At 60.1% G+C, this 23,645-nt stretch carries 29 protein-coding genes; 10 read left to right on the top strand and 19 right to left on the bottom strand.

The window, feature by feature from the left end; translation table 11 throughout:
* Positions 1-209: 209 nt before the first annotated feature.
* From ftsY to rpoH, 4 genes are all read left to right on the top strand, one after another.
* A complete protein-coding gene (ftsY, locus tag AB7M29_RS01250) occupies positions 210-1,736 on the top strand; it encodes a signal recognition particle-docking protein FtsY (protein ID WP_454246177.1) in 1,527 nt (508 codons plus the stop codon).
* Entirely contained in the window at positions 1,733-2,404 is a 672-nt protein-coding gene (gene ftsE / locus AB7M29_RS01245; protein ID WP_007897888.1) for a cell division ATP-binding protein FtsE, read from the top strand. Before ftsY ends, ftsE begins: the two co-directional genes overlap by 4 nt.
* A complete protein-coding gene (gene ftsX, locus AB7M29_RS01240) occupies positions 2,401-3,423 on the top strand; it encodes a permease-like cell division protein FtsX (RefSeq protein ID WP_217857480.1) in 1,023 nt (340 codons plus the stop codon). The genes ftsE and ftsX overlap by 4 nt, the downstream gene beginning before the upstream one ends.
* A gap of 113 nt (positions 3,424-3,536) precedes the next feature.
* A complete protein-coding gene (gene rpoH / locus AB7M29_RS01235; RefSeq protein ID WP_007897890.1) occupies positions 3,537-4,391 on the top strand; it encodes an RNA polymerase sigma factor RpoH in 855 nt (284 codons plus the stop codon).
* Between the two features lie 106 nt (positions 4,392-4,497).
* Here the strand turns inward: rpoH and mtgA are convergent, their stop codons facing one another.
* Entirely contained in the window at positions 4,498-5,220 is a 723-nt protein-coding gene (gene mtgA, locus AB7M29_RS01230; RefSeq protein WP_217857479.1) for a monofunctional biosynthetic peptidoglycan transglycosylase, read from the bottom strand.
* Positions 5,221-5,294: 74 nt separating this feature from the next.
* Between mtgA and AB7M29_RS01225 the strand changes: the two genes are divergently transcribed.
* From AB7M29_RS01225 to trmB, 4 genes are all read left to right on the top strand, one after another.
* Positions 5,295-5,666, top strand: a complete 372-nt coding sequence (locus AB7M29_RS01225) for a DUF423 domain-containing protein (protein WP_038980963.1) — start codon at positions 5,295-5,297, stop codon at positions 5,664-5,666.
* Positions 5,667-5,756: 90 nt separating this feature from the next.
* Positions 5,757-5,957, top strand: coding sequence for a sulfur carrier protein ThiS (gene thiS, locus AB7M29_RS01220; protein ID WP_454246176.1), 201 nt, complete (start codon positions 5,757-5,759; stop codon positions 5,955-5,957).
* Between the two features lie 60 nt (positions 5,958-6,017).
* Positions 6,018-6,812 (top strand): thiazole synthase, encoded by a 795-nt coding sequence (locus AB7M29_RS01215; protein ID WP_454246175.1) that lies wholly within the window; start codon positions 6,018-6,020, stop codon positions 6,810-6,812.
* Positions 6,813-6,821: 9 nt separating this feature from the next.
* A complete protein-coding gene (trmB, locus tag AB7M29_RS01210) occupies positions 6,822-7,547 on the top strand; it encodes a tRNA (guanosine(46)-N7)-methyltransferase TrmB (protein WP_052964985.1) in 726 nt (241 codons plus the stop codon).
* A gap of 132 nt (positions 7,548-7,679) precedes the next feature.
* Here trmB and AB7M29_RS01205 read toward each other — a convergent pair whose 3' ends face one another.
* The 10 genes from AB7M29_RS01205 to AB7M29_RS01160 all read right to left on the bottom strand — a co-directional run bounded on the left by AB7M29_RS01205 (position 7,680) and on the right by AB7M29_RS01160 (position 14,677).
* Positions 7,680-8,003: a DUF3392 domain-containing protein gene (locus AB7M29_RS01205; protein ID WP_217857476.1), complete on the bottom strand. Its 324-nt coding sequence runs from the start codon at positions 8,001-8,003 to the stop codon at positions 7,680-7,682.
* Between the two features lie 9 nt (positions 8,004-8,012).
* Entirely contained in the window at positions 8,013-9,218 is a 1,206-nt protein-coding gene (gene hemW, locus AB7M29_RS01200; protein ID WP_454246174.1) for a radical SAM family heme chaperone HemW, read from the bottom strand.
* A complete protein-coding gene (rdgB, locus tag AB7M29_RS01195; RefSeq protein ID WP_454246173.1) occupies positions 9,215-9,811 on the bottom strand; it encodes an RdgB/HAM1 family non-canonical purine NTP pyrophosphatase in 597 nt (198 codons plus the stop codon). Before rdgB ends, hemW begins: the two co-directional genes overlap by 4 nt.
* Positions 9,808-10,242, bottom strand: coding sequence for a DUF4426 domain-containing protein (locus AB7M29_RS01190; RefSeq protein WP_052964987.1), 435 nt, complete (start codon positions 10,240-10,242; stop codon positions 9,808-9,810). The genes rdgB and AB7M29_RS01190 overlap by 4 nt, the downstream gene beginning before the upstream one ends.
* A 26-nt stretch (positions 10,243-10,268) precedes the next feature.
* The gene (metW, locus tag AB7M29_RS01185; RefSeq protein WP_052964988.1) at positions 10,269-10,889 is read right to left on the bottom strand and encodes a methionine biosynthesis protein MetW; all 621 of its coding nucleotides are present in this window, start codon (positions 10,887-10,889) and stop codon (positions 10,269-10,271) included.
* A gap of 7 nt (positions 10,890-10,896) precedes the next feature.
* On the bottom strand, positions 10,897-12,036 hold the full coding sequence (metX, locus tag AB7M29_RS01180) for a homoserine O-succinyltransferase MetX (protein ID WP_217857473.1): 1,140 nt from the start codon (positions 12,034-12,036) through the stop codon (positions 10,897-10,899).
* Positions 12,037-12,216: 180 nt separating this feature from the next.
* Entirely contained in the window at positions 12,217-12,513 is a 297-nt protein-coding gene (locus AB7M29_RS01175; RefSeq protein ID WP_217857472.1) for a DUF167 domain-containing protein, read from the bottom strand.
* Positions 12,513-13,100: a YggT family protein gene (locus AB7M29_RS01170; protein WP_052964991.1), complete on the bottom strand. Its 588-nt coding sequence runs from the start codon at positions 13,098-13,100 to the stop codon at positions 12,513-12,515. Before AB7M29_RS01170 ends, AB7M29_RS01175 begins: the two co-directional genes overlap by 1 nt.
* Positions 13,101-13,124: 24 nt before the next feature.
* Entirely contained in the window at positions 13,125-13,943 is an 819-nt protein-coding gene (gene proC, locus AB7M29_RS01165; RefSeq protein WP_217857471.1) for a pyrroline-5-carboxylate reductase, read from the bottom strand.
* A 26-nt stretch (positions 13,944-13,969) separates the two neighbouring features.
* Positions 13,970-14,677, bottom strand: coding sequence for a YggS family pyridoxal phosphate-dependent enzyme (locus AB7M29_RS01160; protein WP_217857470.1), 708 nt, complete (start codon positions 14,675-14,677; stop codon positions 13,970-13,972).
* Positions 14,678-14,733: 56 nt separating this feature from the next.
* Here AB7M29_RS01160 and AB7M29_RS01155 point away from each other — a divergent pair, with 56 nt between their 5' ends.
* Complete coding sequence (locus tag AB7M29_RS01155) at positions 14,734-15,768, top strand: type IV pilus twitching motility protein PilT (protein WP_123500239.1); 1,035 nt, start codon at positions 14,734-14,736, stop codon at positions 15,766-15,768.
* 143 nt (positions 15,769-15,911) lie between these two features.
* On the opposite strand, the gene AB7M29_RS01150 is transcribed toward AB7M29_RS01155, so the two are convergent.
* The gene (locus tag AB7M29_RS01150; protein WP_217857469.1) at positions 15,912-16,532 is read right to left on the bottom strand and encodes a C40 family peptidase; all 621 of its coding nucleotides are present in this window, start codon (positions 16,530-16,532) and stop codon (positions 15,912-15,914) included.
* Between the two features lie 250 nt (positions 16,533-16,782).
* On the opposite strand from AB7M29_RS01150, the gene AB7M29_RS01145 reads away from it, so the two are divergent.
* Positions 16,783-17,214, top strand: a complete 432-nt coding sequence (locus AB7M29_RS01145; RefSeq protein WP_052964996.1) for an NINE protein — start codon at positions 16,783-16,785, stop codon at positions 17,212-17,214.
* Between the two features lie 81 nt (positions 17,215-17,295).
* Here the strand turns inward: AB7M29_RS01145 and AB7M29_RS01140 are convergent, their stop codons facing one another.
* The 7 genes from AB7M29_RS01140 to gshB all read right to left on the bottom strand — a co-directional run bounded on the left by AB7M29_RS01140 (position 17,296) and on the right by gshB (position 23,584).
* Complete coding sequence (locus AB7M29_RS01140; protein ID WP_008007433.1) at positions 17,296-18,567, bottom strand: dihydroorotase; 1,272 nt, start codon at positions 18,565-18,567, stop codon at positions 17,296-17,298.
* A complete protein-coding gene (locus AB7M29_RS01135) occupies positions 18,564-19,568 on the bottom strand; it encodes an aspartate carbamoyltransferase catalytic subunit (protein WP_007897943.1) in 1,005 nt (334 codons plus the stop codon). Before AB7M29_RS01135 ends, AB7M29_RS01140 begins: the two co-directional genes overlap by 4 nt.
* Before the next feature lie 27 nt (positions 19,569-19,595).
* On the bottom strand, positions 19,596-20,099 hold the full coding sequence (pyrR, locus tag AB7M29_RS01130) for a bifunctional pyr operon transcriptional regulator/uracil phosphoribosyltransferase PyrR (protein ID WP_052964999.1): 504 nt from the start codon (positions 20,097-20,099) through the stop codon (positions 19,596-19,598).
* Between the two features lie 99 nt (positions 20,100-20,198).
* Entirely contained in the window at positions 20,199-20,636 is a 438-nt protein-coding gene (gene ruvX, locus AB7M29_RS01125) for a Holliday junction resolvase RuvX (RefSeq protein ID WP_007897947.1), read from the bottom strand.
* A complete protein-coding gene (locus AB7M29_RS01120; protein ID WP_052965000.1) occupies positions 20,636-21,208 on the bottom strand; it encodes a YqgE/AlgH family protein in 573 nt (190 codons plus the stop codon). The genes ruvX and AB7M29_RS01120 overlap by 1 nt, the downstream gene beginning before the upstream one ends.
* Positions 21,209-21,388: 180 nt before the next feature.
* The gene (locus AB7M29_RS01115) at positions 21,389-22,288 is read right to left on the bottom strand and encodes a TonB family protein (RefSeq protein ID WP_454246172.1); all 900 of its coding nucleotides are present in this window, start codon (positions 22,286-22,288) and stop codon (positions 21,389-21,391) included.
* A gap of 342 nt (positions 22,289-22,630) precedes the next feature.
* Positions 22,631-23,584: a glutathione synthase gene (gshB, locus tag AB7M29_RS01110; RefSeq protein WP_454246171.1), complete on the bottom strand. Its 954-nt coding sequence runs from the start codon at positions 23,582-23,584 to the stop codon at positions 22,631-22,633.
* Positions 23,585-23,645: the final 61 nt, after the last annotated feature.

The following is a 23,645-nucleotide window of genomic DNA, read 5'->3' as shown; positions in this document are numbered from 1 at the left end:
CTTGGGCTTTGAGTTTGTCAGCTAAACTCTGCGTTTTCGCCGACGATGCCGTTCCAGTCCTTAGTATTAATCAACCTTTGAGGTGCCGTTGGCACCTCGACAAAATGTTGCGCGTGAACAAGCTGGATGAATCGCAGTCTGTTCTGCATCGAATTATTTATTGCCGAGGCGCTCTTTGGCGCGTCGCTACCGTGAGATAGCCGTCCTCCATGTTTGGTTCCAACGACGACAAGAAGACCCCAGCTGCGGCTGGTGAGAAGAAAAGCCTGTTCGGATGGCTGCGCAAAAAGCCGCAGGAACCCGTTGTCGAACAGCCACAACCACTTCCTGAGCCAACACCGGCGCCGGTCATGGATGAAGTGCCTGCGCCGATCGCCGAGCCGGTGCTGCAATCTGCGGCCGAGCCTGAGCCTGAGCCTGAGCCTGCGCCTGAAACCGAAGTCGTGGCCCCATTGCCGCTGACGCCAGCCGCTGAGCCGTGGCTGACATTGCCGGTGGCGGAAGAGCCGGTGGCGCTGGTCGAAGATGAGCAAGCAGCTCACTTCACTCCGCCGATTCCGGCCCCGACTGCGTTTGCTCCAGAACCGGTTCAGGCGCCAATGGTTGAGCCGGTCATTGAACCTGTGTTCGTGGCCGAGCCTGCGCCGGTTGCTCCAGAGCCAGAAGTATCGGTATTTGTTGCTCCTGCTCCGGTTGCTCCGATTGTTCAAGCACCTGCACCTGCACCGGTCATCGTTCCTGTTGTCGCCACGCCCGTTGCTCCAGTGGAAACTCCGGTCGAGCCTGTGCGTACCGAAGAGTCCAAGGCCGGTTTCTTCGCTCGCCTCAAGCAAGGCTTGTCCAAGACCAGCGCCAGCATTGGCGAGGGCATGGCCAGCCTGTTCCTCGGCAAGAAAATCATCGATGACGAGTTGCTCGAAGACATCGAAACCCGTCTGCTGACCGCCGATGTCGGCGTCGAAGCGACGTCGGTGATCATTCAGCGCCTGACCCAGAAAGTCGCCCGCAAAGAGCTGGCCGATGCCGATGCGTTGTACAAATCCCTGCAAGCCGAACTGGCAGCGATGCTCAAGCCCGTCGAGCAGCCGCTGAAAATCACCTCGCAGAACAAGCCGTTCGTGATTCTGGTGGTGGGCGTCAACGGCGCCGGCAAGACCACCACCATCGGCAAACTGGCGAAGAAGCTGCAACTGGAAGGCAAGAAAGTCATGCTCGCCGCCGGTGATACTTTCCGCGCCGCTGCGGTGGAGCAGCTGCAGGTCTGGGGTGAGCGCAACAAGATTCCGGTGATCGCCCAGCACACCGGCGCCGATTCGGCTTCGGTCATCTTCGATGCTGTACAGGCCGCCAAGGCCCGTGGCATTGACGTGCTGATCGCCGACACCGCCGGTCGTTTGCACACCAAAGACAACCTGATGGAAGAACTGAAAAAAGTTCGCCGGGTTATCGGCAAGCTCGACGCCGATGCGCCGCACGAAGTGCTGTTGGTGCTCGACGCCGGTACCGGCCAGAACGCCATCAACCAGGCCAAGCAATTCAACCAGACCGTCGAACTGACTGGCCTGGCGCTGACCAAACTCGATGGCACTGCCAAGGGCGGGGTGATTTTCGCCCTGGCCAAGCAGTTTGGCTTGCCGATTCGCTATATCGGCGTCGGCGAAGGCATCGACGATTTGCGTACTTTTGAAGCAGAACCCTTTGTCCAGGCATTGTTTGCCGAGCGGGAGCGTTCATGATTCGTTTCGAACAGGTCGGTAAACGCTACCCGAATGGTCACGTCGGCTTGCATGAGCTGAGCTTTCGAGTCCGTCGGGGCGAATTCTTGTTTGTCACCGGCCATTCCGGCGCCGGTAAAAGCACCTTGTTGCGGCTGTTGCTGGCCATGGAGCGTCCGACCACCGGCAAATTGCTGCTGGCAGGGCAAGACCTGAGCACCATCAGCAATGCGCAGATTCCATTCCTGCGCCGTCAAATCGGCGTGGTGTTCCAGAATCACCAACTGCTGTTCGATCGCACGGTGTTCAACAACGTCGCATTGCCGCTGCAGATCCTTGGCCTGTCCAAGGCCGAAGTCGCCAAGCGCGTGGACTCGGCCCTGGAGCGCGTGGCGCTCTCGGACAAAACCGATCTCTACCCCGGCGACCTGTCCACTGGCCAGCAACAGCGCGTCGGCATCGCTCGCGCCATCGTTCACCGTCCGGCCTTGCTGCTGGCGGATGAACCGACCGGTAACCTCGACCCGCGTCTGGCGGCAGAAATCATGGGCGTGTTCGAAGACATCAACCGTTTGGGTACCAGCGTGCTGATCGCCAGTCACGACCTGGCACTGATTGCCCGCATGCGTCACCGCATGCTCACCCTGCAGCGTGGCCGATTGATCGGCGATGGGGAGGCTGGCGTATGAGTGCAACACGTAGCCCCAAGGTTTCCGAGCGCGTAGCCCCGAAACCCGCCGATCCGCAGCCGCAGAAGAAAAAGCGCGACGATGACGATGGCCCGGATTTCTCTACGCTGTTCCGTGCCTGGGTCGAAAGCCATCGTGCCAGTCTGCTGGACAGCTTGCGCCGCTTGGGTAAACACCCGATAGGCAGCTTTTTCACCTGCATGGTGATGGCAGTTGCCCTCAGCTTGCCGATGGGCCTGTCACTTTTGCTAAGTAACGTCGAGCGTCTTGGCGGTTCCTGGCAGCGTGCGGCGCAGATTTCCCTGTACCTGCAACTCGATGCCAGCCCTGAGCAGGGCGAGTCGTTGCGTGAGCAGATCAAGGGTATGCCGGGTGTGGCCGAGGCCGAATACGTGGGTCGCGATCAGGCGCTGGAAGAGTTTCAGCAGCAGTCCGGACTGGGCGAAGCGCTCAAGGAACTCCCGGAAAACCCGCTGCCGGGCGTGGTCCTGGTGACCCCGAACGAGGTCGACAAGCCCACGCTTGAAGCATTGAGACAAAAACTTTCCGAATTGCCGAAGGTACAACAGGCGCAACTTGATCTAGTCTGGGTCGAGCGTCTGGCAGCCATCCTCAAGCTGGGCGATCGTTTTGTCTTCGGTCTGACGGTGCTTTTGGTTTCTGCATTACTTTTGGTGATAGGCAATACCATTCGTCTTCATATTGAAAACCGCCGCACAGAGATAGAAGTGATTAAACTCGTCGGCGGCACTGACAGCTATGTGCGCAGGCCCTTTCTGTATATGGGTGCACTTTATGGCTTCGGTGCGGGGATTTTTGCCTGGGGTGTATTGGCGTTCGGCCTGAACTGGCTGAACGACGCGGTGGTTGGGCTGGCCGGTTTGTACGGCAGTGATTTTGCGCTGGCCGGAGTGCCAGTTGCCGACGGTCTATCGCTCTTGCTTGGCGCGGTGCTGTTGGGGTATATCGGTGCATGGATTGCAGTCGCACGCCACCTGCGGGAGCTTGCGCCAAAGTAATATCATTTTGCTCGTATTGACCTTTCAGCGTTTATGGGAACTTGTCTTTTGGTTTCCGGTCAATTTTCGCAGTGCTGAACTGCACGAGTTATGTAAGTCGGAGGTTTTTTCGTATGACCAATTCTTTGCAGCCTGCATATGCTCTGGTCCCGGGTGCGAACCTGGAGGCCTATGTGCACACGGTGAACAGCATTCCATTGCTGACACCGGAGCAGGAGCGTGAACTGGCCGAGAGTCTCTATTATGAGCAGGATTTGGGGGCGGCTCGGCAGATGGTGCTCGCCCACCTGCGTTTTGTCGTACACATTGCCCGTAGCTATTCCGGCTACGGCCTGGCCCAGGCTGACCTGATCCAGGAAGGCAACGTCGGCCTGATGAAAGCGGTCAAGCGTTTCAACCCGGAAATGGGTGTACGCCTGGTGTCCTTTGCGGTGCACTGGATCAAGGCGGAAATCCACGAGTTCATCCTGCGCAACTGGCGGATCGTGAAAGTCGCGACCACCAAGGCTCAGCGCAAGTTGTTCTTCAACCTGCGCAGCCAGAAGAAGCGTCTGGCCTGGCTGAACAACGAGGAAGTCCATCGCGTGGCGGAAAGCCTCGGCGTAGAGCCGCGGGAAGTGCGCGAGATGGAAAGTCGCCTGACTGGCCATGACATGGCTTTCGACCCGGCTGCGGAAGCGGACGACGACAGTGCATTCCAGTCGCCGGCCAACTATCTGGAAGACCACCGGTACGACCCGGCCCGTCAACTGGAAGACGCCGATTGGAGCGACAACTCCAACCACAACCTGCACGAAGCGCTTGAAGTGCTGGACGACCGCAGCCGCGACATCCTCTACCAGCGCTGGCTGGCAGAAGAAAAAGCCACGCTGCACGACCTAGCGCAGAAGTACAACGTGTCGGCCGAGCGTATTCGTCAGCTCGAGAAGAGCGCGATGAACAAGCTCAAACTGTCGATCGCCGCGTAACCTGCGCACCGGCAATAAAAAACGCCCCGATCATTGATCGGGGCGTTTTTGTTGGTGCCCAATATTCCTGTTAACCACAGAACCAATGTGGGAGCGGGCTTTAGCGTTATTGAGACCAAGGCGCCCGGCGCGAAACGTTGAGCCCGAGCAGATAACTGTCCCCACCCAACTGACTCATCTGTTGGCGAATCCACCCGGCCCGTCTTGCAACGTAAGAGGTTGGATGGCTGGCGCTCCACACCCGCGGGTTCGGCAGTACCGCCGCCAGCAAACTCGCCTGCTGTCGGGATATCGAGCGAGCGCCCACACCAAAATGATGCCGGGCGGCCGCTTCGGCGCCAAACACGCCTTCATCCCACTCGACGCTGTTGAGGTACACCTCAAGAATCCGCTGCTTGGGCCAGAACACCTCGATCAGCCCGGTAAACCAGACTTCCAGGCCTTTGCGCAGCCAGCTGCGGCCAGACCACAGAAACAGGTTCTTCGACACTTGCTGGCTTAGCGTGCTGGCGCCACGAATCGAGCCACCGCGTTCGTTATGCGCAAACGCCGCCTGAATCGCGCCGATATCAAAGCCCCAATGCTCGGGAAACTTCTGATCCTCACCGGCAATCACTGCGACTTTCAGGTCGTCGGAGATTTCGTCCCAGGGTTTCCAGGTGCGTTGCAGGTCGATGGGTTCGCCGTCGAACCAGGATTCGACCTTGCGCTCGACCATCAGCGCCGTTCCCGGTGGTGGCACCACCCGAAACAGCAACACCAGCAATACGCTGCCGCCCGCGAACCAGAGCAGGGCCTTCGTGAAACGGCGGAAAATTAACTGCAGCATAGAGATGGCTTGGCCGAACCCGTTGAGCCGGCCATTATACAGACCCTGTTGATCGAGTCTGACTGGAGTTCTTCATGTTGCGTGGCTTCCTGATGCTGGCTGCTTTTTTCGGCTTCACCGGAGTTGCCTTGGGCGCATTCGCTGCCCATGGCCTGAAAAGCCGCCTGAGCGCCGAGTACCTGGCGATTTTCCATACGGGTGTCACCTATCAACTGGTGCATACCTTGGCGCTGCTGGGTGTAGCGCTGCTCGCTACGCAGATTCCCGGTCGACTGATTACTTGGGCCGGCGCATCATTTGCTATTGGCATTCTGTTGTTTTCCGGCAGCCTGTACCTGCTGACGATAACGGGCATAAGCAAGCTCGGGATCGTTACGCCCTTCGGTGGCCTGGCGTTCCTGGTCGGCTGGGTTTGCCTGGGGCTTGCCGCTTGGCGGTTGAGCTGACCACGCGGTCCATTTCGTGACGAATGGCTTGGGTCGGCCTGACTGATCGGGCTAGAATGCCAGCCCCTAAAAATGATGGCGGCATTCGGTATGCGCATTCAATTGAACGGCGAATCCCTTGAACTGCCCGACGGTGAAACCGTTGCGGCCCTGCTGACCCGTCTGGAGCTGACCGGGCGCCGGGTGGCGGTCGAGCTCAATCTGGATATCGTCCCGCGCAGCCAGCACGCTGAAACCACGCTGAACGACGGCGATTCCATCGAAGTGGTCCATGCCATCGGCGGCGGCTAGTCGTCCGGCCCTAATGGGCACAGAATTCTGCAAGAACCTCACCCCTACAGAGGATTTCCCATGAGCATCGTTCGTAGCGACAAGCCTTTCGTCCTGGCCGGTCGTACTTACCAGTCGCGTTTGCTGGTAGGCACCGGCAAGTACCGCGACATGGAAGAAACCCGCCTGGCCATCGAAGCCTCGGGTGCCGAGATCGTCACCTTCGCCGTGCGCCGCACCAACCTCGGCCAGAACCCGGGCGAACCGAACCTGCTCGAAGTCCTGTCACCGGATCGCTACACCTTCCTGCCTAACACCGCCGGCTGCTTCGACGCTACCGAGGCTGTGCGTACCTGCCGCCTGGCCCGTGAGCTGCTCGGCGGCCACAACCTGGTGAAGCTGGAAGTGCTGGCGGATCAGAAAACCCTGTTCCCCAACGTGATCGAAACCCTCAAGGCCGCCGAAGTGCTGGTCAAGGAAGGTTTCGACGTGATGGTGTACACCAGCGATGACCCGATCATTGCCCGTCAACTGGTGGAGATCGGCTGCATCGCGGTCATGCCGCTGGCCGGTCTGATCGGCACAGGCCTGGGGATCTGCAACCCGTACAACCTGCAGATCATCCTCGAAGAAGCGAAAATTCCGGTGCTGGTGGATGCCGGTGTCGGTACTGCCTCCGACGCCACCATCGCCATGGAACTGGGTTGCGAAGCGGTGCTGATGAACTCGGCCATCGCCCATGCCCAGCAGCCGATCATGATGGCCGAAGCCATGAAACACGCCATCGTGGCGGGCCGTCTGGCCTACCTCGCCGGCCGCATGCCGAAAAAACTCTATGCCAGCGCCTCCTCGCCGCTGGATGGTCTGATCAAGTAAGAGCCATTGATGACTGAATCAAACGACACGCCAATCCAGACGGAAGAAGGCGAAGAGCGCCAACACCGCCGCATCAAGAGTTTCGTGATGCGCGCCGGGCGCATGACCGAAGGCCAGCAACGCGGTCTGGACCAAGGTACGCCGCTGTTCGTACTGCCTTTGGCCGATGCGCCGGTGGACTTCGATCAGGTGTTCGGCCGCTCGGCACCGCGCTCGCTGGAAATCGGCTTCGGCATGGGCCATTCGCTGCTGGAAATGGCTGCGGCCTCGCCGGAGCAGGATTTCATTGGCGTTGAGGTTCACCGTCCGGGTGTCGGCGCGCTGCTCAATGGCGTGCTGACTCAGGGCCTGACCAACCTGCGCGTCTACGATTGCGATGCGATCGAAGTGCTCAACCGTTGCATTGCCGACAACAGCCTCGATCGCCTGATGCTGTTTTTCCCGGACCCGTGGCACAAGAGCCGTCACCACAAGCGTCGTATCGTTCAGGCGTCATTCGCTGAACTGGTGCGCAGCAAGTTGAAGGTCGGCGGTGTGTTGCACATGGCCACCGACTGGGAACCGTACGCCGAGTACATGCTGGAAGTGATGAACGTCGCCCCGGGCTATCGCAACCTTGCCGAAGACGGCAAATGCGTCCCGCGCCCGACCGAACGCCCGATCACCAAGTTCGAACGCCGCGGCGAACGTCTTGGGCATGGCGTGTGGGATCTGAAGTTCGAAAAACAGTCCTGAGCCCTACGCAATACCAAATGTGGGAGCGGGCTTGCTCGCGAAGGCGTCGTATCAGTCAACATCACTGTTGAATGATCTACCGCTTTCGCGAGCAAGCCCGCTCCCACATTTGTTTTGTGTTGTGCTTGGAGATCAGCGGCGATCAGCTACAACGCCAATCAACACCAGCACCACCAACAGCACCGGTGCCAGGCTGTAGTTGTTGAACTGGCCGAGGCCTTTGATGATCCATGGCGTTGCATAGATCAGCGCCACGCCGCTGCCGACCATGCACAGCAGGGCCATCAGCGGGACGCGCAGGGCGCCGGCGATGCTGCCCAGGCGTTGGTCGACCCAGCCTTTGATGTCGGCGCCAAACAGCACCAGCAAACAGCCCACCAGCGCCAGAGAGATTTCCGACAGGTTGCTACGGCTCCAGCGGGACACGGTGGCGAGCAGGTCGAGTACCAGATCCATTCGATTTCCTTATGTCAGAAAATTCTGCAGCAAGTCATTGAGAAAGAGTTGTCCGCGCAGCGTGGCCGCCAGACGTGACGGTTCGACCTGCAACAAGCCACTTTGTTCGGCCTCGCGACGGCCTTCGGCGAGGCTTTCCAGGGGCAGCCCGGTGCGCTCCGGATACAATCGCGCTTCGACGCCCTCGGTCAGGCGCAAGGCGTTCATCAGGAACTCGAACGGCAGTTCTTCGTTGGTCAGGGCTTTCTCGCCGGCCTGGAAGCTTTTGGCCGGGTTGAGGTAGTCCTTCGGCAGGCGGGTCTTCCAGGTGCGCACGATGCGCCCGTCCGGATGGCTGAGCTTGCCGTGGGCGCCGGCGCCGATGCCGATGAAGTCGCCGAAACTCCAGTAATTGAGGTTATGCCGCGCCGCACGACCGGGCTGGGCATAGGCCGAAACTTCGTATTGCGCGTAACCGTGTTCGGCCAACAGTGCCTGACCGGCCTCCTGAATATCCCACAGGGTGTCGTCTTCCGGCAGCGTCGGCGGCTGGTTCCAGAACACCGTGTTCGGTTCCAGCGTCAGCTGATACCAGGATAAATGGGTCGGCTTCAGGGCAATGGCCTGGCGCAGATCGTTCAGGGCATCGTCCAGGGACTGATCGGGCAAACCATGCATCAAGTCCAGATTGAAGTTGTCGAAGCCGGCCTGACGGGCCATGTCGGCGGCACGAACTGCTTCATCACCGTTGTGAATCCGCCCCAGTGCCTTGAGTTTCTCTTCCTGAAAGCTCTGGATGCCGATCGACAGGCGATTGATGCCCAGCGCCCGGTAGGCGCGGAATTTCTCCTGCTCGAACGTCCCGGGGTTGGCTTCCAGGGTGATTTCGATGTCATTGGCAAACGGAATACGTTGCTCTACACCCTTGAGCAAACGGCCCAGAGCCTCGGCACTGAACAGGCTCGGCGTGCCGCCACCGAAGAAGATCGAGCTCAGCTCACGGCCATAAACCGCATGCAGGTCCTGATCGAGGTCGGCCAGCAGGGCGTCGACATATTCTTCTTCCGGCAGCACGGGGCTGGCGGTGTGGGAGTTGAAGTCGCAATAAGGGCATTTGCGTACACACCACGGGATGTGGATGTACAACGCCAGGGGCGGCAGCACGGGCAGGGCCGCTCGAGGCGATTGTGCGGCGCCGCCGAAAATCAGCGGCGACGCGGACGAGTCATGGGTCATTTCAGGCCCAGACGCTGGCGCAGCAGATCCATTGCACGGGCGCGGTGGCTGATGAGGTTCTTGTCACTCGGGCTCAGCTCGGCGCTGGAGCATTCACGCTCCGGCACCCAGAACAGCGGATCGTAGCCAAAACCGTGTTCGCCGCTGGCCTGGGTCAGGATGCGCCCATGCCACAGGCCTTCGCAGAGAATGGGCAACGGATCGTCGGCATGACGCACCAGCGCCAGCACACAGACAAACTGCGCACCGCGCTCGGCTTCGGGCACCTCTTTCAACACGTCGAGCAGTTTGGCGTTGTTCGCCGCATCGCCTTTGCCGTCGGCGTAACGGGCCGAATAGATACCTGGCGCACCGCCGAGGAAATCCACCGCCAGCCCCGAATCGTCGGCCAAGGCCGGCAAACCGGAAATGCGCGAGGCATTGCGGGCCTTGAGAATGGCGTTCTCGACGAACGACAGGCCGGTTTCTTCAGGCTCGACGCTGCTGAACTCGCCGATCGAGCGCAAGTGCACCGATTCGCCGAGCATGGCCTGGAGTTCCTTGAGTTTGCCGGCGTTATGGCTGGCCAGTACGAGTTGCGTGAAATTCATCATTGGCCGGGGAAAAGCTCTTGTTGGAAGCTGATGGTGTTGGTTTTGTCGCCGGTCTGCACCTTGATGTCAAAGGTGCGGATTTCCTGCTGATCCACCGGGAACTGGGCGATGTAGTACACCGCGCCTGTTTCAGTGATCTGTTTGAACTTCAACGGAATGCTTTGGCTGGTCAGGTCTTTGACCGTGCCGCTGACCTGAGCCGTCTGTGGTTTACCTTCCTTGAGTACCGAAACGTTGATCACGCCCTGATTCTTGCTGCGGGTCAGCTCGGCCGCCTTGGCGATATCCGGTGTCAGGAAAGTGGAATTGAAGGTGTTGTAATGCACCGTCACGTCGCCAAAGGTTTCCTTGCGCTCGCCCTTGATGACGTCGGCGGCCATGGCGGTGACGCTCAGGCAGGCAGTAAGTAAAAACAGTGCTAGACGACCCATGATCGTTCTCCTCGAAGTGTCGTGATTCAGACCGCGACCTTGTGGTCCGGCAGACCGGGGCTGCTGACGCGATAGATGCCGATCTCACCTAACAGATTAGGCCATAGCTTACTGGCCCACCCATGCCGATGCTGTTGATCCACGGCAAGCCGATCAATGACCTTGGCTTCACGTTCGCGACACAGCGCTTCAAAGTCTTCGAAAGTGCAGAAGTGGATGTTCGGCGTGTTGTACCAGGTGTATGGCAGAAACTCCGAAACCGGCATCCGGCCCTTGCTCGCCAGGTACCAGCGGCAGCGCCAGTGACCGAAGTTGGGGAAGGTGATGATGCACTGGCGACCGACCCGCAGCATTTCGTCGAGGATCCTGTCCGGGTAGTGCACAGCTTGCAGGGCCTGGGTCATGACCACGATGTCGAAGCTGTTGCTGGCAAAGTTGCCCAGGCCCTTGTCCAGATCTTGCTCGATGACGTTGATGCCCTTGGCCACGCACTCGGCGATGTTGTCCGGGTCGTTTTCCAGGCCATAGCCGGTGACCTGTTTGTGATCACGCAGCCAGGTCAGCAACTCGCCGTCACCGCAACCGAGGTCGAGCACGCGGCTGCCGGCGGGGATCCATTCCTGGATGATTTCCAGATCGGCTCTCATGTCTTCCTCAAAGCGCTATACGGTTCATGTAATTGCTGAAGGCCTGCAAATAACGCGGGATCGGAATCAGGAAGGCATCGTGGCCTTGCGGAGCGTCGATCTCCAGGTAGCAGACGTCTTTTCTGGCCGCCATCAGCGCGTCCACCAGTTCCCGCGAGCGGGCAGGGGAGAAGCGCCAGTCGGTGGTGAAGGACATCACGCAGAACCTGGCCTGGGCATTGGCGAAGGTTTTCGCCAGGTCATTGTCGAAGTTCGCCGCCGGGTCGAAGTAGTCCAGCGCCTTGGTCATCAGCAGGTAGGTGTTGGCGTCGAAACGTCCGGAAAACTCCTCGCCCTGATACCGCAGGTAGCTTTCGACCTGAAACTCGACGCTGTGGAAGTCGTAGTTGAGCTTTTCGCTCTTCAGGCCGCGACCGAATTTCTCGCCCATGGAGTCGTCGGACAGGTACGTGATGTGCCCGACCATCCGCGCCAGCATCAGCCCGCGCTTGGGGATCACCCCCGCTTCCTGGAACGAACCGCCGTGGAACTCCGGGTCGGTGAGGATCGCCTGGCGTGCGACTTCGTTGAATGCGATGTTCTGCGCCGACAGTTTCGGTGCCGAGGCGATCGCCAGGCAGTGCCGCACGCGGTCCGGGTAGGTGATGGTCCACTGCAAGGCCTGCATGCCGCCGAGGCTGCCGCCGATCACCGCCGCCCATTGGCGGATGCCGAGCAGGTCGGCGAGGCGTGCCTGGCTGTGGACCCAGTCTTCCACGGTCAGCACAGGGAAGTCGGCGCCAAACGGCTTGCCGGTTTCCGGATTGATGCTGCTGGGGCCGGTGGAACCGTTGCAGCCGCCCAAGTTGTTCAGGCTGACCACGAAGAACTTGTTGGTGTCGATCGGTTTTCCGGGGCCGATGCAGCTGTCCCACCAACCGGGTTTGCGGTCGTCGGGGCTGTGGAAGCCGGCAGCGTGATGGTGACCGGACAAGGCGTGGCAGATCAGCACCGCGTTGCTCGCCGTAGCGTTCAGCGTGCCGTAGGTTTCGTATATCAGGTCATAAGCGGGCAACGAACGTCCGCAGGCCAAGGCCAGGGGTTCACTGAAGTGCGCCACTTGCGGCGTCACCAGACCAACAGAATCGGGGGGGAAGGCAGCTGGCATCGACCCTGCTCTCATTGAAATGAGGCGTAAGTCTAAAGACCGGTGGGGTTAGCGGCAAGCAAAGGCCGGGCCTGTTTTTTCCCCAGGTAGACCGAGGCGCGGCAATCGCGAGCAGGCTCGCTCCCACAGGGACGCATTCCATTGTGGGAGCGAGCCTGCTCGCGATGAGCGATGACACGGTCAGCCTGCCGGGCGCACCAGATCCTGCAAATCCGGCAGCTTCTTCGGCGAGCAAATCCGCACCCGTTTCTGCCGGTTCAGCTCCCCGCTGAGCAAACTCACCTGACTCTTGGAAACCCCGAACGCCTTGGCCAGAAACGCCATCAGATACGCATTGGCCTTGCCTTCAACCGGCGGTGCGGTCAGGCGGATCTTCAGGCGATCGCCATGCAGCCCGCAGAAATCATCGCTGCGGGCCGCAGGTTGCAGGTGACACTCCAGAATCAGGTCATCACCGTCCCAGCGAAAGTAGCTCATCAGATCAGGCCGAGCAGCCCCTGTGGCATGAGGGCATAGTACGCAAGGCGCGGGATCAGCCAGCTTTGCACCAACTGGATTGCGATAAACGCGAAGATCGGCGAAATATCGAGACCGCCCAGGTTCGGAATGATCCGACGGAACGGCGCAAGCACTGGTTCAGTAATCTGCGCGACCAGCTCTGCGCCTGGATTGTGACTCCCCGGGGCGACCCAGGACAGAATCACACTGATGATCATTGCGTAGAACAGAATACTCAAGAACAGCGAGAAGATTGCGATCAGTGCCCAAGGCACCAAGAACAGCCAGTCAACCATGAAGCCTTTGAGCAGCAGGATGACCGCTATCAGCACCATCTGCACGATCAGCGCCAGTACCAGTGACGACATGTCCAGCCCGAACATGCTCGGGATTACCCGGCGCAGAGGCTTGAGCAACGGTTGAGTGGCTTTCACGATGAACTGGCAGAGCGGGTTGTAAAAATTCGCCCGAACCAATTGCAGGATAAAGCGCAGCAGTACGATCAGCAGGTACAGGCTGCCCAAGGTTTTAATTACGAAGATGGCAGCGTCATTGAGTCCGAGCATCATTGATTCCTTTGTAAGAGCTGATTAGCGGCCGAGTTGCTCAGCCATCTCGGCCGAGCGGTGCGCAGCGGCGCCGAGTGCTTTTTCTACCAGGGCTTCGAAGCCGCCAGCCTGGAATGACTTGATCGCCGCTTCGGTGGTGCCCGCAGGCGATGTCACGCGACGACGCAGTTCAGCCGCGTCGACATCGCTTGCGACTGCCATGTGTGCAGCGCCCAAAGCGGTTTGCACGGTCAGTTGTGCGGCGATGTCCGCTGGCAGGCCGAGCTTCACACCTGCAGCGGTCATGGCTTCGATCAGCAGGAAGAAATACGCAGGGCCGCTTCCGGAAACGGCGGTGACCGCGTCCAGTTGCTGTTCTTCTTCCAGCCACAGGGCAATGCCAACCGCCGACAGCAGCTCCTCAGCCTGTTGGCGTTGTTCGGAGCTCACCTCGCCGGTGGCGTACAAGCCGCTCACGCCCTGGCGCAGCAGCGCCGGGGTGTTGGGCATGCAGCGCACGATAGGCTGGGCGCCAAGCCAGTTGTTCATGCTGGCGCAGGTGATGCCGGCCGCAATCGAGACCACCAGTTGATTTGGCTTGAGGCTTGGGCGAATGGCTTCGCAAACGGCTTTCATCGCCTGCGGTTTGACCGCCAGCACGATCACGTCCACGCCCTGAATGGCTTCGGCGTTCTCGGCAAACACTTCGATGCCGTGTTCGGCGCTCACGCGGGCACGGGTTTCTTCACCCGGATCGCTGGCGCGGATTTGCGCGGCGTCCAGACCTTTGGCGCGCAGGCCGCCGATCAGGCTGGCGGCCATGTTGCCGGCTCCGATAAAGGCAATACGAGTCTTGCTCATGTCAGGTCCTTATAGAGAGAGGTGAGTCAGCCACGGTGAGGCTGACTATGCACTTGTTGAGAGCCGCGGGCGCCAAACAGGGCCGTACCGATACGAACCCAAGTGGCGCCCTGGGCAATGGCCGACTCGAGGTCGTGGCTCATGCCCATGGAAAGTGTGTCGAGTGGCAGATTCAGGCTGGCTTGCAGGCTCTGCACGGCAGCAAAGGCTGCATCCTGGGCGGCGCGATCTTCAGTCGGCTCGGGAATCGCCATCAGCCCGCGCAATTTCAGATGCGGTAGAGCGCTGATGGCATCGACCAGGGCGGGCAGGTCGGCCGGGGTGCAGCCGGACTTGCTGGCTTCGCCGCTGACGTTGACCTGGATGCAGATGTTCAATGGAGGCAAATCGGCAGGGCGTTGTTCGGACAGGCGTTGTGCGATTTTCAAGCGATCCACGGAATGCACCCAGTCGAAATGCTCGGCGATAGCGCGAGTCTTGTTCGATTGAATGGGGCCGATGAAGTGCCAGATCAAGGGCAGGTCGGCCAATTCGAGCTGTTTGCTCAAGGCTTCCTGCAGGTAGTTCTCGCCAAAATCGCGCAGGCCGGCGGCATACGCTTCCCGCAGGGCTTCGGCGGGCTTGGTCTTGCTCACGGCTAGTAGCTGGATGGTGTGCTCGTCGCGCCCGACGGCGAGCGCGGCAGCACGGATGCGTGAACTAACCTGAGCAATGTTGTCTGCTATCGTGGACATCAAGAGGCGCCAGCGGTCTGAAGGTTCGCGGCATTCTACTGGAATTGAGGAGCGCTATGGATATCACTGAGCTGCTGGCTTTCAGCGCCAAACAAGGCGCGTCTGACCTGCACCTGTCCGCCGGCCTGCCACCGATGATCCGTGTCGATGGCGATGTGCGACGCATCAACCTGCCGGCCCTGGACCACAAGGAGGTGCATGAGCTGATCTACGACATCATGAACGACCTCCAGCGGGTGGACTTTGAGAAGCATCTTGAAACCGACTTTTCCTTCGAAGTGCCCGGCGTGGCGCGTTTTCGGGTCAATGCCTTCAACCAGAATCGCGGTGCCGGCGCGGTATTCCGGACCATCCCGTCCAAGGTCTTGAGCATGGACGATCTGGGCATGGGGGAAGTGTTTCGCAAGATTACCGAGGCGCCCCGGGGCCTGGTGCTGGTGACCGGTCCGACCGGTTCCGGCAAGTCCACTACGCTGGCGGCGATGATCGATTACCTGAACAACCATCGCCATCACCACATCCTCACCATTGAAGACCCCATCGAGTTCGTCCACGAATCGCGCAAATGCCTGATCAATCAGCGCGAAGTCCATCGCGATACCCGCAGCTTCGCCACGGCGCTGCGCTCAGCCCTGCGCGAAGACCCGGACGTGATTCTGGTAGGGGAAATGCGTGATCTGGAGACTATTCGGCTGGCATTGACTGCCGCCGAGACCGGTCACCTGGTGTTCGGCACGTTGCACACCACTTCGGCGGCGAAAACCATCGACCGGGTGGTGGACGTGTTTCCGGGCGACGAGAAATCAATGGTGCGCTCAATGCTCTCCGAATCGTTGCTGGCGGTGGTGTCGCAGACATTGATCAAGAAAATCGGTGGCGGACGAGTTGCCGCCCACGAAATCATGCTTGGCACTTCAGCGATCCGTAACCTGATCCGCGAAGACAAGGTGGCGCAGATGTACTCGTCAATTCAGACCGGAGGGTCGCTGGGGATGCAGACACTGGATATGTGCCTGAAAGAGCTGGTGACCAAGGGCGTGATCAGCCGCGAGCATGCGCGGGAGAAGGCGCGGTCGCCGGATAATTTTTAAGGGGGAGTTGTAGCGCTTTCATAGACGCCTTCGCGAGCAAGCCCGCTCCCACATTGGAACGCATTCTAATGTGGGAGCGGGCTTGCTCGCGAAGAGGCCATCATGTTCAAAGCAGATTTCGGGTCTGCTCCGGAGCGCTCAAATCAACGCTGAACAACCCGCAATGCGTTCTGTTCTTTCGGCAGAACCCGCTTGGCAACCACGTAGTGGCTTTCCCAATACGGTTTCTTCAGGGTGTCGATGCTCACCGACTTGCCACGGCGTGGTGCGTGGATGAAGCGGTCGTTGCCCAGGTAGATGGCAACATGATTGACCCGGCGGCTCTTGAGTTTGAAGAAAATCAGGTCGCCAGGCTTCAGATCGTTGCGATCGACCTTCTCGCCATGACCGCTGGCCATGGCGTTAGAGGTACGTGGCAGATCAAACGTGGCGTCGTTGAACGCGTATTTCACCAGACCGCTGCAATCGAACCCTTTACTTGGGGTGCTGCCACCCCAACGATAAGGCGTACCGAGCACGTTTACCGCGCGGCTCAGTACGTTGCTGCTTTCCTTGGTCGCCATCGGCGGGACCAGCGTGCTGTTTACGCCGCTCAGTTGGCTGGAGCGTTTTACGGTCTGTTTGTTTTTGCTCGAAGGAGCAGAAGCATGGGATTTTGGGGTGTAACCATTAACGTTGGGAAGACGTTGCTCACGATTGGTGGCGTGGGCGGCCAGGGGCAATAATAGGCAAATGGTTAGCCATGTCTTGAAAAATGGACGCATTAGGCAAGGCTCATATGTGTGAACGCGCAACTTTATAACAGCTTTTTTTGCCCTTCCGAGGCCGTTGGTCGATTCAGACTGGGGGGCGCGGAACTAAAAAGCGGCAAAATTGACGCGAGTTGTCTGACAAAAGTCAGGTATTACAAGGCTTTGACAGGAATGAAGGTAGCATTTGCCGTATGTCGGCCACCTGTAAAAAAGTCACAAAGAATTCAAGAATATTTCTCTATCGTGTGAGTCGAGGTCATCCATGAACACCTATCAACAACCCGCTTCACAGCAAGACACACACAGCAAAGTGATCGGTTACCTGTTGTGGATTTTCGGTTTTACCGGGGCTCACCGCTTCTATTACGGCAAGCCGGTGACCGGGACGATCTGGTTTTTTACCTTCGGTTTGCTGGGTATCGGCTGGCTGATCGACCTGTTTCTGATCCCCGCCATGGACCGTGAAGCGGACCTGCGCTTTACCGCCGGCCCCATCGAATACAACGTCGCGTGGATTCTGCTGACGTTTCTCGGGGTTTTCGGTGTGCACCGGATGTATCAGGGGAAGTGGATCAGCGGGTTGCTGTACCTGGTGACGGGCGGGTTGTTCTTTCTGGGGGTGTTGTATGATTTCTGGACGTTGAATGACCAGATTTCTGTGCGCAATGCCCAGAATAGAGGCGCCTTCCAGTAAGTCATCGCGAGCAGGCTCGCTCCCACAGGGTTATGCGGTCCTTGTGGGAGCGAGACTGCTCGCGATAGCAGCGACGCGGGTTTAAGCCTGGTGGCTGATCCGCCCATCCACCAGGGTGTAACGCACCACACCGGGCAAGCTATGGCCAATGAACGGGCAGTTTTCACCCTTGGACAGCCAGGTCTCACCGGCCACGGTCGAGGCCGCAGGGTCGAACAGTACGATATCTGCAGGCCCACCCACCGCCAGCTTGCCCGCCGGCAAGCGCAACGCTTCGGCAGGACCGGCGCCCAAGCGTGCGAGCAGCGTCGGCAAGTCGAGCAAACCGTCTTCCACCAAGGTCATCGCCAGCGGCAGCAGTAGCTCAACACTGCTGATACCCGGCTCGGTGGCACCGAACGGCGCCAGTTTGGCATCGCGTTCATGGGGCTGGTGATGGCTGGAGATGGCCGAGACCACCCCCGACTTCACCGCTGCCCGCAGGCCGTCGCGGTCAGCGCGGGTGCGCAGCGGCGGCTGGACGTGATAGAGGCTGCTGAAGTCGATCAGCGCTTCGTCGGTGAGAATCAGCTGATATAGCGCCACGTCCGCCGTGACCTTCAGGCCACGGGCCTGGGCCTGGGCGATCAGGGCCACACCGCGGGCGCTGGTGAGCTGGCTGAAGTGCGCACGCACGCCGCTTTGCTCGACCAGCAGCAGATCCCGGGCCAGAGCCACGGTTTCGGCGGTTTCTGGAATGCCCGGCAAACCGAGGAAACTCGCTGTCGGGCCTTCGTGAGCCAAGCCCCCTTCGGCCAGATCATGGTCCTGCGAATTGAAAATCACCGTCAGGTCGAACGTCGCCGCGTATTCCAGCGCCCGGCACAGGGTGCGGGTATTGCGGAAACTCTCCAGGCCATTGCCGAAGGCTACGCAGCCGGCATCGCGCAGCGCAACGAGCTCTGCAAGCTGCTCGCCGTCCAGGCCTTTGCTCAGGGCGCCGATCGGGAAGACTTTGGTGTTGCCGGCTTCGCGAGCGCGGTCGAGGATCAGTTCGGCCACAGCCGAAGTGTCCAGCACCGGTTTGGTTTTGGGTGGGCAGCACAGGCTGGTCACGCCACCGGCAGCAGCTGCGCGGGTTTCGCTGGCGATCGAGCCTTTGCGGCTGTAGCCCGGCTCGCGCAGGGCGACGTTCAGGTCAACCAGGCCCGGGGCCGCCACCAGGCCCTTGGCGTCGATGGTGTCTACTGCAACGAAACCGGCCGGAGCGGCGCCAAGGGCGACGATCTTGCAGGCTTCAACGTGGATATCAGTCACTTGATCCAGGCCGCTGGCCGGATCGATAACGCGTGCGCCGAGAATGCTGAGCTTCACTGGGCGTTCTCCTGCTCGAATTGGCGCTGGGCAGTTTGCCCGCTCATGGCCATGGACAGCACGGCCATACGAATCGCGATGCCGTAGGTCACCTGGTTGAGGATCACCGAGTGCGGGCCGTCGGCCACCGCCGACTCAATTTCCACCCCGCGGTTGATCGGCCCCGGGTGCATGACGATGCAATCCGGTTTGGCCCCGGCCAGGCGCGCGGTGGTCAGGCCGAACAGGCGGTAGAACTCGCCTTCGCTCGGCAGCAGGCCGCCGGTCATGCGTTCACGCTGCAGGCGCAGCATGATCACCACGTCGACGTCTTTCAGGCCTTCGGTCATGTCGGTGTAGACCTTCACACCGTATTGCTCGATGCCGATCGGCAGCAGGGTTTTCGGCGCGATCACGCGGATGTCCGGGCAGCCAAGGGTTTTCAGGGCCAGCATGTTCGAGCGCGCTACCCGCGAGTGCAGGATGTCGCCGACGATGGCCACCGAAAGGTTTTCGAAACCGCCCTTGTGCCGACGAATAGTGAGCATGTCGAGCATGCCCTGGGTCGGGTGGGCGTGACGGCCGTCGCCGCCGTTGATAATCGCCACTTGCGGGCAGACATGCTCGGCGATGAAGTGCGCCGCGCCGGAATCACCGTGACGCACGACGAACATGTCGGCGGCCATGGCTTCCAGGTTGCGCAAGGTGTCGAGCAGGGTTTCGCCCTTGCTCGCCGACGACGTGGACACGTTCAGGGTGATCACGTCGGCCGACAGCCGCTGAGCTGCCAGTTCAAAGGTGGTGCGGGTGCGGGTGGAGTTCTCGAAGAACACGTTGCACACGGTCTTGCCGCGCAGTAACGGGACTTTCTTTACCGCCCGGGCGCCGACTTCGAGGAACGAGTCGGCGGTGTCGAGGATTTCCGTCAGCAGCTCGCGGCGCAAACCGTCGAGCGAGAGGAAGTGGCGCAGCTGGCCCTGATCATTGAGCTGCAGCGGGCGCTTGGTTTCTAGAGGCGTCATCGCGAGGGGGACTCTCAATAGGGCGAATTAAAGGGCGAGGTCTTGAAGTTCGAGCTTGAGTTCCGGGCCGGACAGCTTCACCCGTTCGTGGGCCGCCAGCGACAGGGTCGCGCCAACCACGTTCGGGCGGATCGGCAACTCACCGGCGTCCAGGTCCAGCAGGCATACCAGCGTCACACTGGCCGGGCGGCCGTAGTCGAAGAGTTCGTTCATCGCGGCGCGGATGGTCCGACCGCTCATCAGCACGTCATCAATCAGTACCAGGTGTTGGCCTTCGATCTCGAACGGCAGCGCCGATGGGCGTACTTGCGGATGCAGGCCGTTCTGGCTGAAGTCATCGCGGTAGAACGAAACGTCCAGGGTGCCCAGGGGCGAATCGCTGCCCAGTTCATCGAGCAACGCCTGCGCGACCCAGACGCCGCCGGTCCGAATACCGATGTAACGCGGTTCGTTGATGCCACGGTTTTCCAGATAAGCCTTGAGGCGGATCGCCATCTGGCTGATCAGTTCGGCGGGATTGGGCAGGCTCATGATTTGCTCCTTCTTTGTCCCGAGCCGGATGTTGCTTGAGTGGTGGCTCGGGTTGTAGCTAAGGGAGACGCCGCAGCGGCTCTTCAGAATTAGGTGCGGTCAGGATTCGAACAGCGCGGTGTTTTCGTCGAGCCAGCCTTGCAACAGCAGCGCGGCGGCGATGGCATCGACCGGGTTGTCGCGGTAACTGCCTTTCTGGCCGCCCCGGACCAGGCGTTCGCCCTTGGCCTCGAAGGTGGTCAGGCGCTCGTCATGCGTATAGAAGGGCAGGTTGTAGCGTCCGTTCAGGCGTCGGGCGAACTTCTCGGCCCGAAGGCACATGTCGCTGGGTGTGCCGTCCATGTTCAGCGGCAGGCCGACCACCACAGCGTCGGGTTTCCACTCTTTAATCAGGGCTTCGACCTGATTCCAGTCAGGAATGCCGTTTTGCGCCTTCAAGGTGCACAGCTCGCGGGCCTGGCCGGTAATCACCTGACCGACCGCAACGCCAATCTGTTTGGTGCCGTAGTCGAAACCCAAAATCAACCGCAGGGCCATCAGGCGTGCCCCGCCTGGCTGGTGAGCAGGCTGAGGTTGACGCCCAAGTGTTTGGCCGCCGCTTCAAGACGCAATTCGCTGCTGGTGTTGAACAGGATGTCGGCATGGAACGGGCAGGTCAGCCAGGCATTGTCGGCCAGTTCGGCTTCCAATTGCCCGGCTTCCCAACCGGCGTAGCCGAGGGTGATCAGGCTTTTCGCGGGGCCGACGCCGTCGGCGATGGCGAACAGCACGTCCTGGGAGGTCGACAGGGACAACTCGTCTTCCAGATCAACGGTCGCCTGAAAAGATTTACCCGATGGGTGCAGGACAAAACCGCGATCGGTTTGCACCGGGCCACCAATAAAGATCGGCACATGCTGGCAGAGCAACGGCGGTTCGATATCGGGGCGCAATTGCTCGAGGATATCGGCCAGGTTCAGGTCCTGCGGGCGGTTGACCACCAGCCCCATGGCACCATTGGCCGTGTGCTCGACGATGTAGGTCAAGGTGTGCGCAAAGTTCGGGTCGGCCATGTGAGGCATGGCGATCAGGAAGTGATGCTTGAGGTAGCTGGGGCTGACGTTCTTCATGAGCGCTAGTGTGGCGTTGGAGGGGCGAACTGACAAGCCGAGGATGCCGCAATTTGGCAGTCGGCACAGACCAAATGTGGGAGCGAGCTTGCTCGCGAAGAGGGCGGTACATACAACATTGATGTCGACTGCCCCGACGCCTTCGCGAGCAAGCCCGCTCCCACAGGGGTTTTGTGCTGGTCAATTACTGGAGAGCTTGTCCCCACGCGCAAACTTCCAGGTGCGGATGATTTCCAGACGGTCAATGTCTGACAGATCCCCGGTAAACGGTGCAAACGGCGCCGCCAGCCTTACGATGCGCTGCGCCGCCTGGTCCAGCAGGGGCTGGCCGGAAGATTCCAGCACCAGCACTTCATACAGCGAGCCGTCGCGGTTGATCGAGACCATCAGTCGCAAATTGCCGTAAATCTGTTTGCGCCGGGCTTCGTCGGGGTAGTTGAGGTTGCCGATGCGCTCGACCTTCTTGCGCCATTCATCTTTGTACCAGGCACCCTTGTCGCGCATGGTCGATGCGGCGCTCAAGCGGTGAATGCGCGGGCGCTTGGCGTACAGCTGTTGTTCGCTGGCCAGTTCCGCTTCCAGGCTGGCGATGTCGCTGGACAGCTGCGCGCTGTCGAACGTCGGTGCCGCCACTTGGGGTTTGGTCAGGGGTTTGGGTTCTTCAGTCTTGGTTGCGGCTTTTTTCGGTTTCGGCGCGACGGTGGTCACAGACGCCTTGGGCGCGGCTTCCTGCACTTGAGGCTTGGCCGCCGGCGGAGGGGTGACTTGCTGCACCTTGTTGTCCTGGAATGGCGCGACCTCAGTGGTCTTGGGAACCGCCTTTTTCTCCAGGGTACCGCTGCCTTCCTGATTTTCCTGGGCGAGAAAATCAGCTTTATCAGGCTTCTTTTCGCTTTTGAAAGTGGCGAGGGTAATTTCCAGGGTTCTACTGATTTGCTTGGGTTCGACCATGGAGAACCCGACGCCCAACAGCAAGGCCAGGTGAATCAGCGCCGCCAGAAACAGGGTGAAACCGAGGCGATCAGCCGGACGCACGCCACGGTGGGCGAGTTCAGGGGGCAGATCGGACGGGAGTGTCATAACAAGAAAACCAACATCGCGTTTTTTACAAGCCGGGGATGATAACGCAATGTTGGTTGTTTCTGAGGGTCTGTTGACGTTTGGTAGCGGCCGCGACGGATGCCCACTGGGTGCAGGGCAAGGCGCGAGGAACGCAGTTTGGTTGTTCCAAATAAGTTCCGAGTAACGCAGCCCTGCACCCAGTGGGCCCCGTCCCTTCGGGTTGCGTGCCAAAGTGCGCGAGGCTGCGTTGCGGGATTTGCCAAGGGAACGACCATTGGCGGCATCCCGCGTCTTGCCTCGCGCACTTTGGCCCAGCAACGCGGCTCGCTACCAAACGTCAACAGACCCTCCTGTTCTCGATCAACGAGTCTTGAGCTTCTGATCGATGGCATCCATCAAAAGGCCACCAATGTCGGTGCCGAATGCGTTATCGATCTCGCGAATGCAGGTCGGGCTGGTGACGTTAATTTCGGTCAGATGCTCACCGATTACGTCGAGACCGACGAACAGCAGGCCCTTCTCACGCAGGGTCGGGCCGACTTGCGCGGCGATCCAGCGATCTTTCTCGGTCAGCGGTCGGGCTTCGCCACGGCCACCGGCAGCGAGGTTGCCACGGGTTTCACCGAGCGCGGGAATCCGCGCCAGGCAGTAATCCACCGGCTCGCCGTCGATCATCAGGATGCGCTTGTCGCCATCAACGATTGCCGGCAGGTAACCCTGAATCATGATCTGCTGACGGCCATGCAAGGTCAGGGTTTCGAGGATCACCGACAGGTTCGGGTGGCCAGCGGTGTGACGGAAGATCGACGAGCCGCCCATGCCGTCCAGCGGCTTGAGGATCACGTCGCCGTGATGGTCGGCAAATTCACGCAACACGTCCGGGCGACGGCTGACGATGGTCGGCGGCGTGCACTGCGGGAACAGCGTGGCGAACAGCTTTTCGTTGCAGTCACGCAGGCTTTGCGGCTTGTTGACCACCAGTACGCCGGCATTTTCCGCTTGTTCCAGCAAGTACGTGGAATAGACGAATTCCATGTCGAACGGCGGATCCTTGCGCATCAGGATCACGTCCAGATTGCTCAGCAGCGCGTCGCTTTCGGCGCCCAGTTCAAACCATTTTTCCGGGTTGGCGAACACCTTCAGCGGACGCATCCGCCCGCGAGCCTCGCCTTCGGCCTGATACAAATCGCGCTGTTCCATATAGAACAGTTCCCAGCCACGCTTTTGCGCGGCCAGCAGCATGGCCAGCGAGCTATCCTTTTTATAGGAGATGCTGGCGATAGGATCCATGACAATCCCGACGCGAACGCTCATGGGGTTTTCCTCGAAATTGGGGTGGAAAGTGTTGTGAAAAAGTGGCGTCAGAGTGGCGCTG

The sequence above is a fragment of the Pseudomonas sp. F-14 TE3623 genome (assembly GCF_053629015.1).
Note: the sequence above shows the minus strand (reverse complement) of the source record. Positions and strands in the feature narration are given on the sequence as shown.

What these genes read in the sequence shown, in the direction of transcription:
- hemW (WP_454246174.1), bottom strand. Translation starts at nt 9,218, where the DNA reads ATGACCCATGACTCGTCCGCGTCGCCGCTGATTTTCGGCGGCGCCGCA.
- AB7M29_RS01155 (WP_123500239.1), top strand. Translation starts at nt 14,734, where the DNA reads ATGGATATCACTGAGCTGCTGGCTTTCAGCGCCAAACAAGGCGCGTCT.
- metX (WP_217857473.1), bottom strand. Translation starts at nt 12,036, where the DNA reads ATGCCAGCTGCCTTCCCCCCCGATTCTGTTGGTCTGGTGACGCCGCAA.
- ftsY (WP_454246177.1), top strand. Translation starts at nt 210, where the DNA reads ATGTTTGGTTCCAACGACGACAAGAAGACCCCAGCTGCGGCTGGTGAG.
- AB7M29_RS01170 (WP_052964991.1), bottom strand. Translation starts at nt 13,100, where the DNA reads ATGCTCGGACTCAATGACGCTGCCATCTTCGTAATTAAAACCTTGGGC.
- metW (WP_052964988.1), bottom strand. Translation starts at nt 10,889, where the DNA reads ATGAGAGCCGATCTGGAAATCATCCAGGAATGGATCCCCGCCGGCAGC.
- mtgA (WP_217857479.1), bottom strand. Translation starts at nt 5,220, where the DNA reads ATGCTGCAGTTAATTTTCCGCCGTTTCACGAAGGCCCTGCTCTGGTTC.
- AB7M29_RS01215 (WP_454246175.1), top strand. Translation starts at nt 6,018, where the DNA reads ATGAGCATCGTTCGTAGCGACAAGCCTTTCGTCCTGGCCGGTCGTACT.
- ruvX (WP_007897947.1), bottom strand. Translation starts at nt 20,636, where the DNA reads ATGGCCCTGCGGTTGATTTTGGGTTTCGACTACGGCACCAAACAGATT.
- AB7M29_RS01150 (WP_217857469.1), bottom strand. Translation starts at nt 16,532, where the DNA reads ATGCGTCCATTTTTCAAGACATGGCTAACCATTTGCCTATTATTGCCC.
- rdgB (WP_454246173.1), bottom strand. Translation starts at nt 9,811, where the DNA reads ATGATGAATTTCACGCAACTCGTACTGGCCAGCCATAACGCCGGCAAA.
- AB7M29_RS01135 (WP_007897943.1), bottom strand. Translation starts at nt 19,568, where the DNA reads ATGACGCCTCTAGAAACCAAGCGCCCGCTGCAGCTCAATGATCAGGGC.
- gshB (WP_454246171.1), bottom strand. Translation starts at nt 23,584, where the DNA reads ATGAGCGTTCGCGTCGGGATTGTCATGGATCCTATCGCCAGCATCTCC.
- ftsX (WP_217857480.1), top strand. Translation starts at nt 2,401, where the DNA reads ATGAGTGCAACACGTAGCCCCAAGGTTTCCGAGCGCGTAGCCCCGAAA.
- AB7M29_RS01175 (WP_217857472.1), bottom strand. Translation starts at nt 12,513, where the DNA reads ATGAGCTACTTTCGCTGGGACGGTGATGACCTGATTCTGGAGTGTCAC.
- trmB (WP_052964985.1), top strand. Translation starts at nt 6,822, where the DNA reads ATGACTGAATCAAACGACACGCCAATCCAGACGGAAGAAGGCGAAGAG.
- AB7M29_RS01205 (WP_217857476.1), bottom strand. Translation starts at nt 8,003, where the DNA reads ATGGATCTGGTACTCGACCTGCTCGCCACCGTGTCCCGCTGGAGCCGT.
- AB7M29_RS01115 (WP_454246172.1), bottom strand. Translation starts at nt 22,288, where the DNA reads ATGACACTCCCGTCCGATCTGCCCCCTGAACTCGCCCACCGTGGCGTG.
- thiS (WP_454246176.1), top strand. Translation starts at nt 5,757, where the DNA reads ATGCGCATTCAATTGAACGGCGAATCCCTTGAACTGCCCGACGGTGAA.
- AB7M29_RS01190 (WP_052964987.1), bottom strand. Translation starts at nt 10,242, where the DNA reads ATGGGTCGTCTAGCACTGTTTTTACTTACTGCCTGCCTGAGCGTCACC.
- AB7M29_RS01120 (WP_052965000.1), bottom strand. Translation starts at nt 21,208, where the DNA reads ATGAAGAACGTCAGCCCCAGCTACCTCAAGCATCACTTCCTGATCGCC.
- AB7M29_RS01160 (WP_217857470.1), bottom strand. Translation starts at nt 14,677, where the DNA reads ATGTCCACGATAGCAGACAACATTGCTCAGGTTAGTTCACGCATCCGT.
- pyrR (WP_052964999.1), bottom strand. Translation starts at nt 20,099, where the DNA reads ATGAGCCTGCCCAATCCCGCCGAACTGATCAGCCAGATGGCGATCCGC.
- rpoH (WP_007897890.1), top strand. Translation starts at nt 3,537, where the DNA reads ATGACCAATTCTTTGCAGCCTGCATATGCTCTGGTCCCGGGTGCGAAC.
- ftsE (WP_007897888.1), top strand. Translation starts at nt 1,733, where the DNA reads ATGATTCGTTTCGAACAGGTCGGTAAACGCTACCCGAATGGTCACGTC.
- AB7M29_RS01225 (WP_038980963.1), top strand. Translation starts at nt 5,295, where the DNA reads ATGTTGCGTGGCTTCCTGATGCTGGCTGCTTTTTTCGGCTTCACCGGA.
- AB7M29_RS01145 (WP_052964996.1), top strand. Translation starts at nt 16,783, where the DNA reads ATGAACACCTATCAACAACCCGCTTCACAGCAAGACACACACAGCAAA.
- proC (WP_217857471.1), bottom strand. Translation starts at nt 13,943, where the DNA reads ATGAGCAAGACTCGTATTGCCTTTATCGGAGCCGGCAACATGGCCGCC.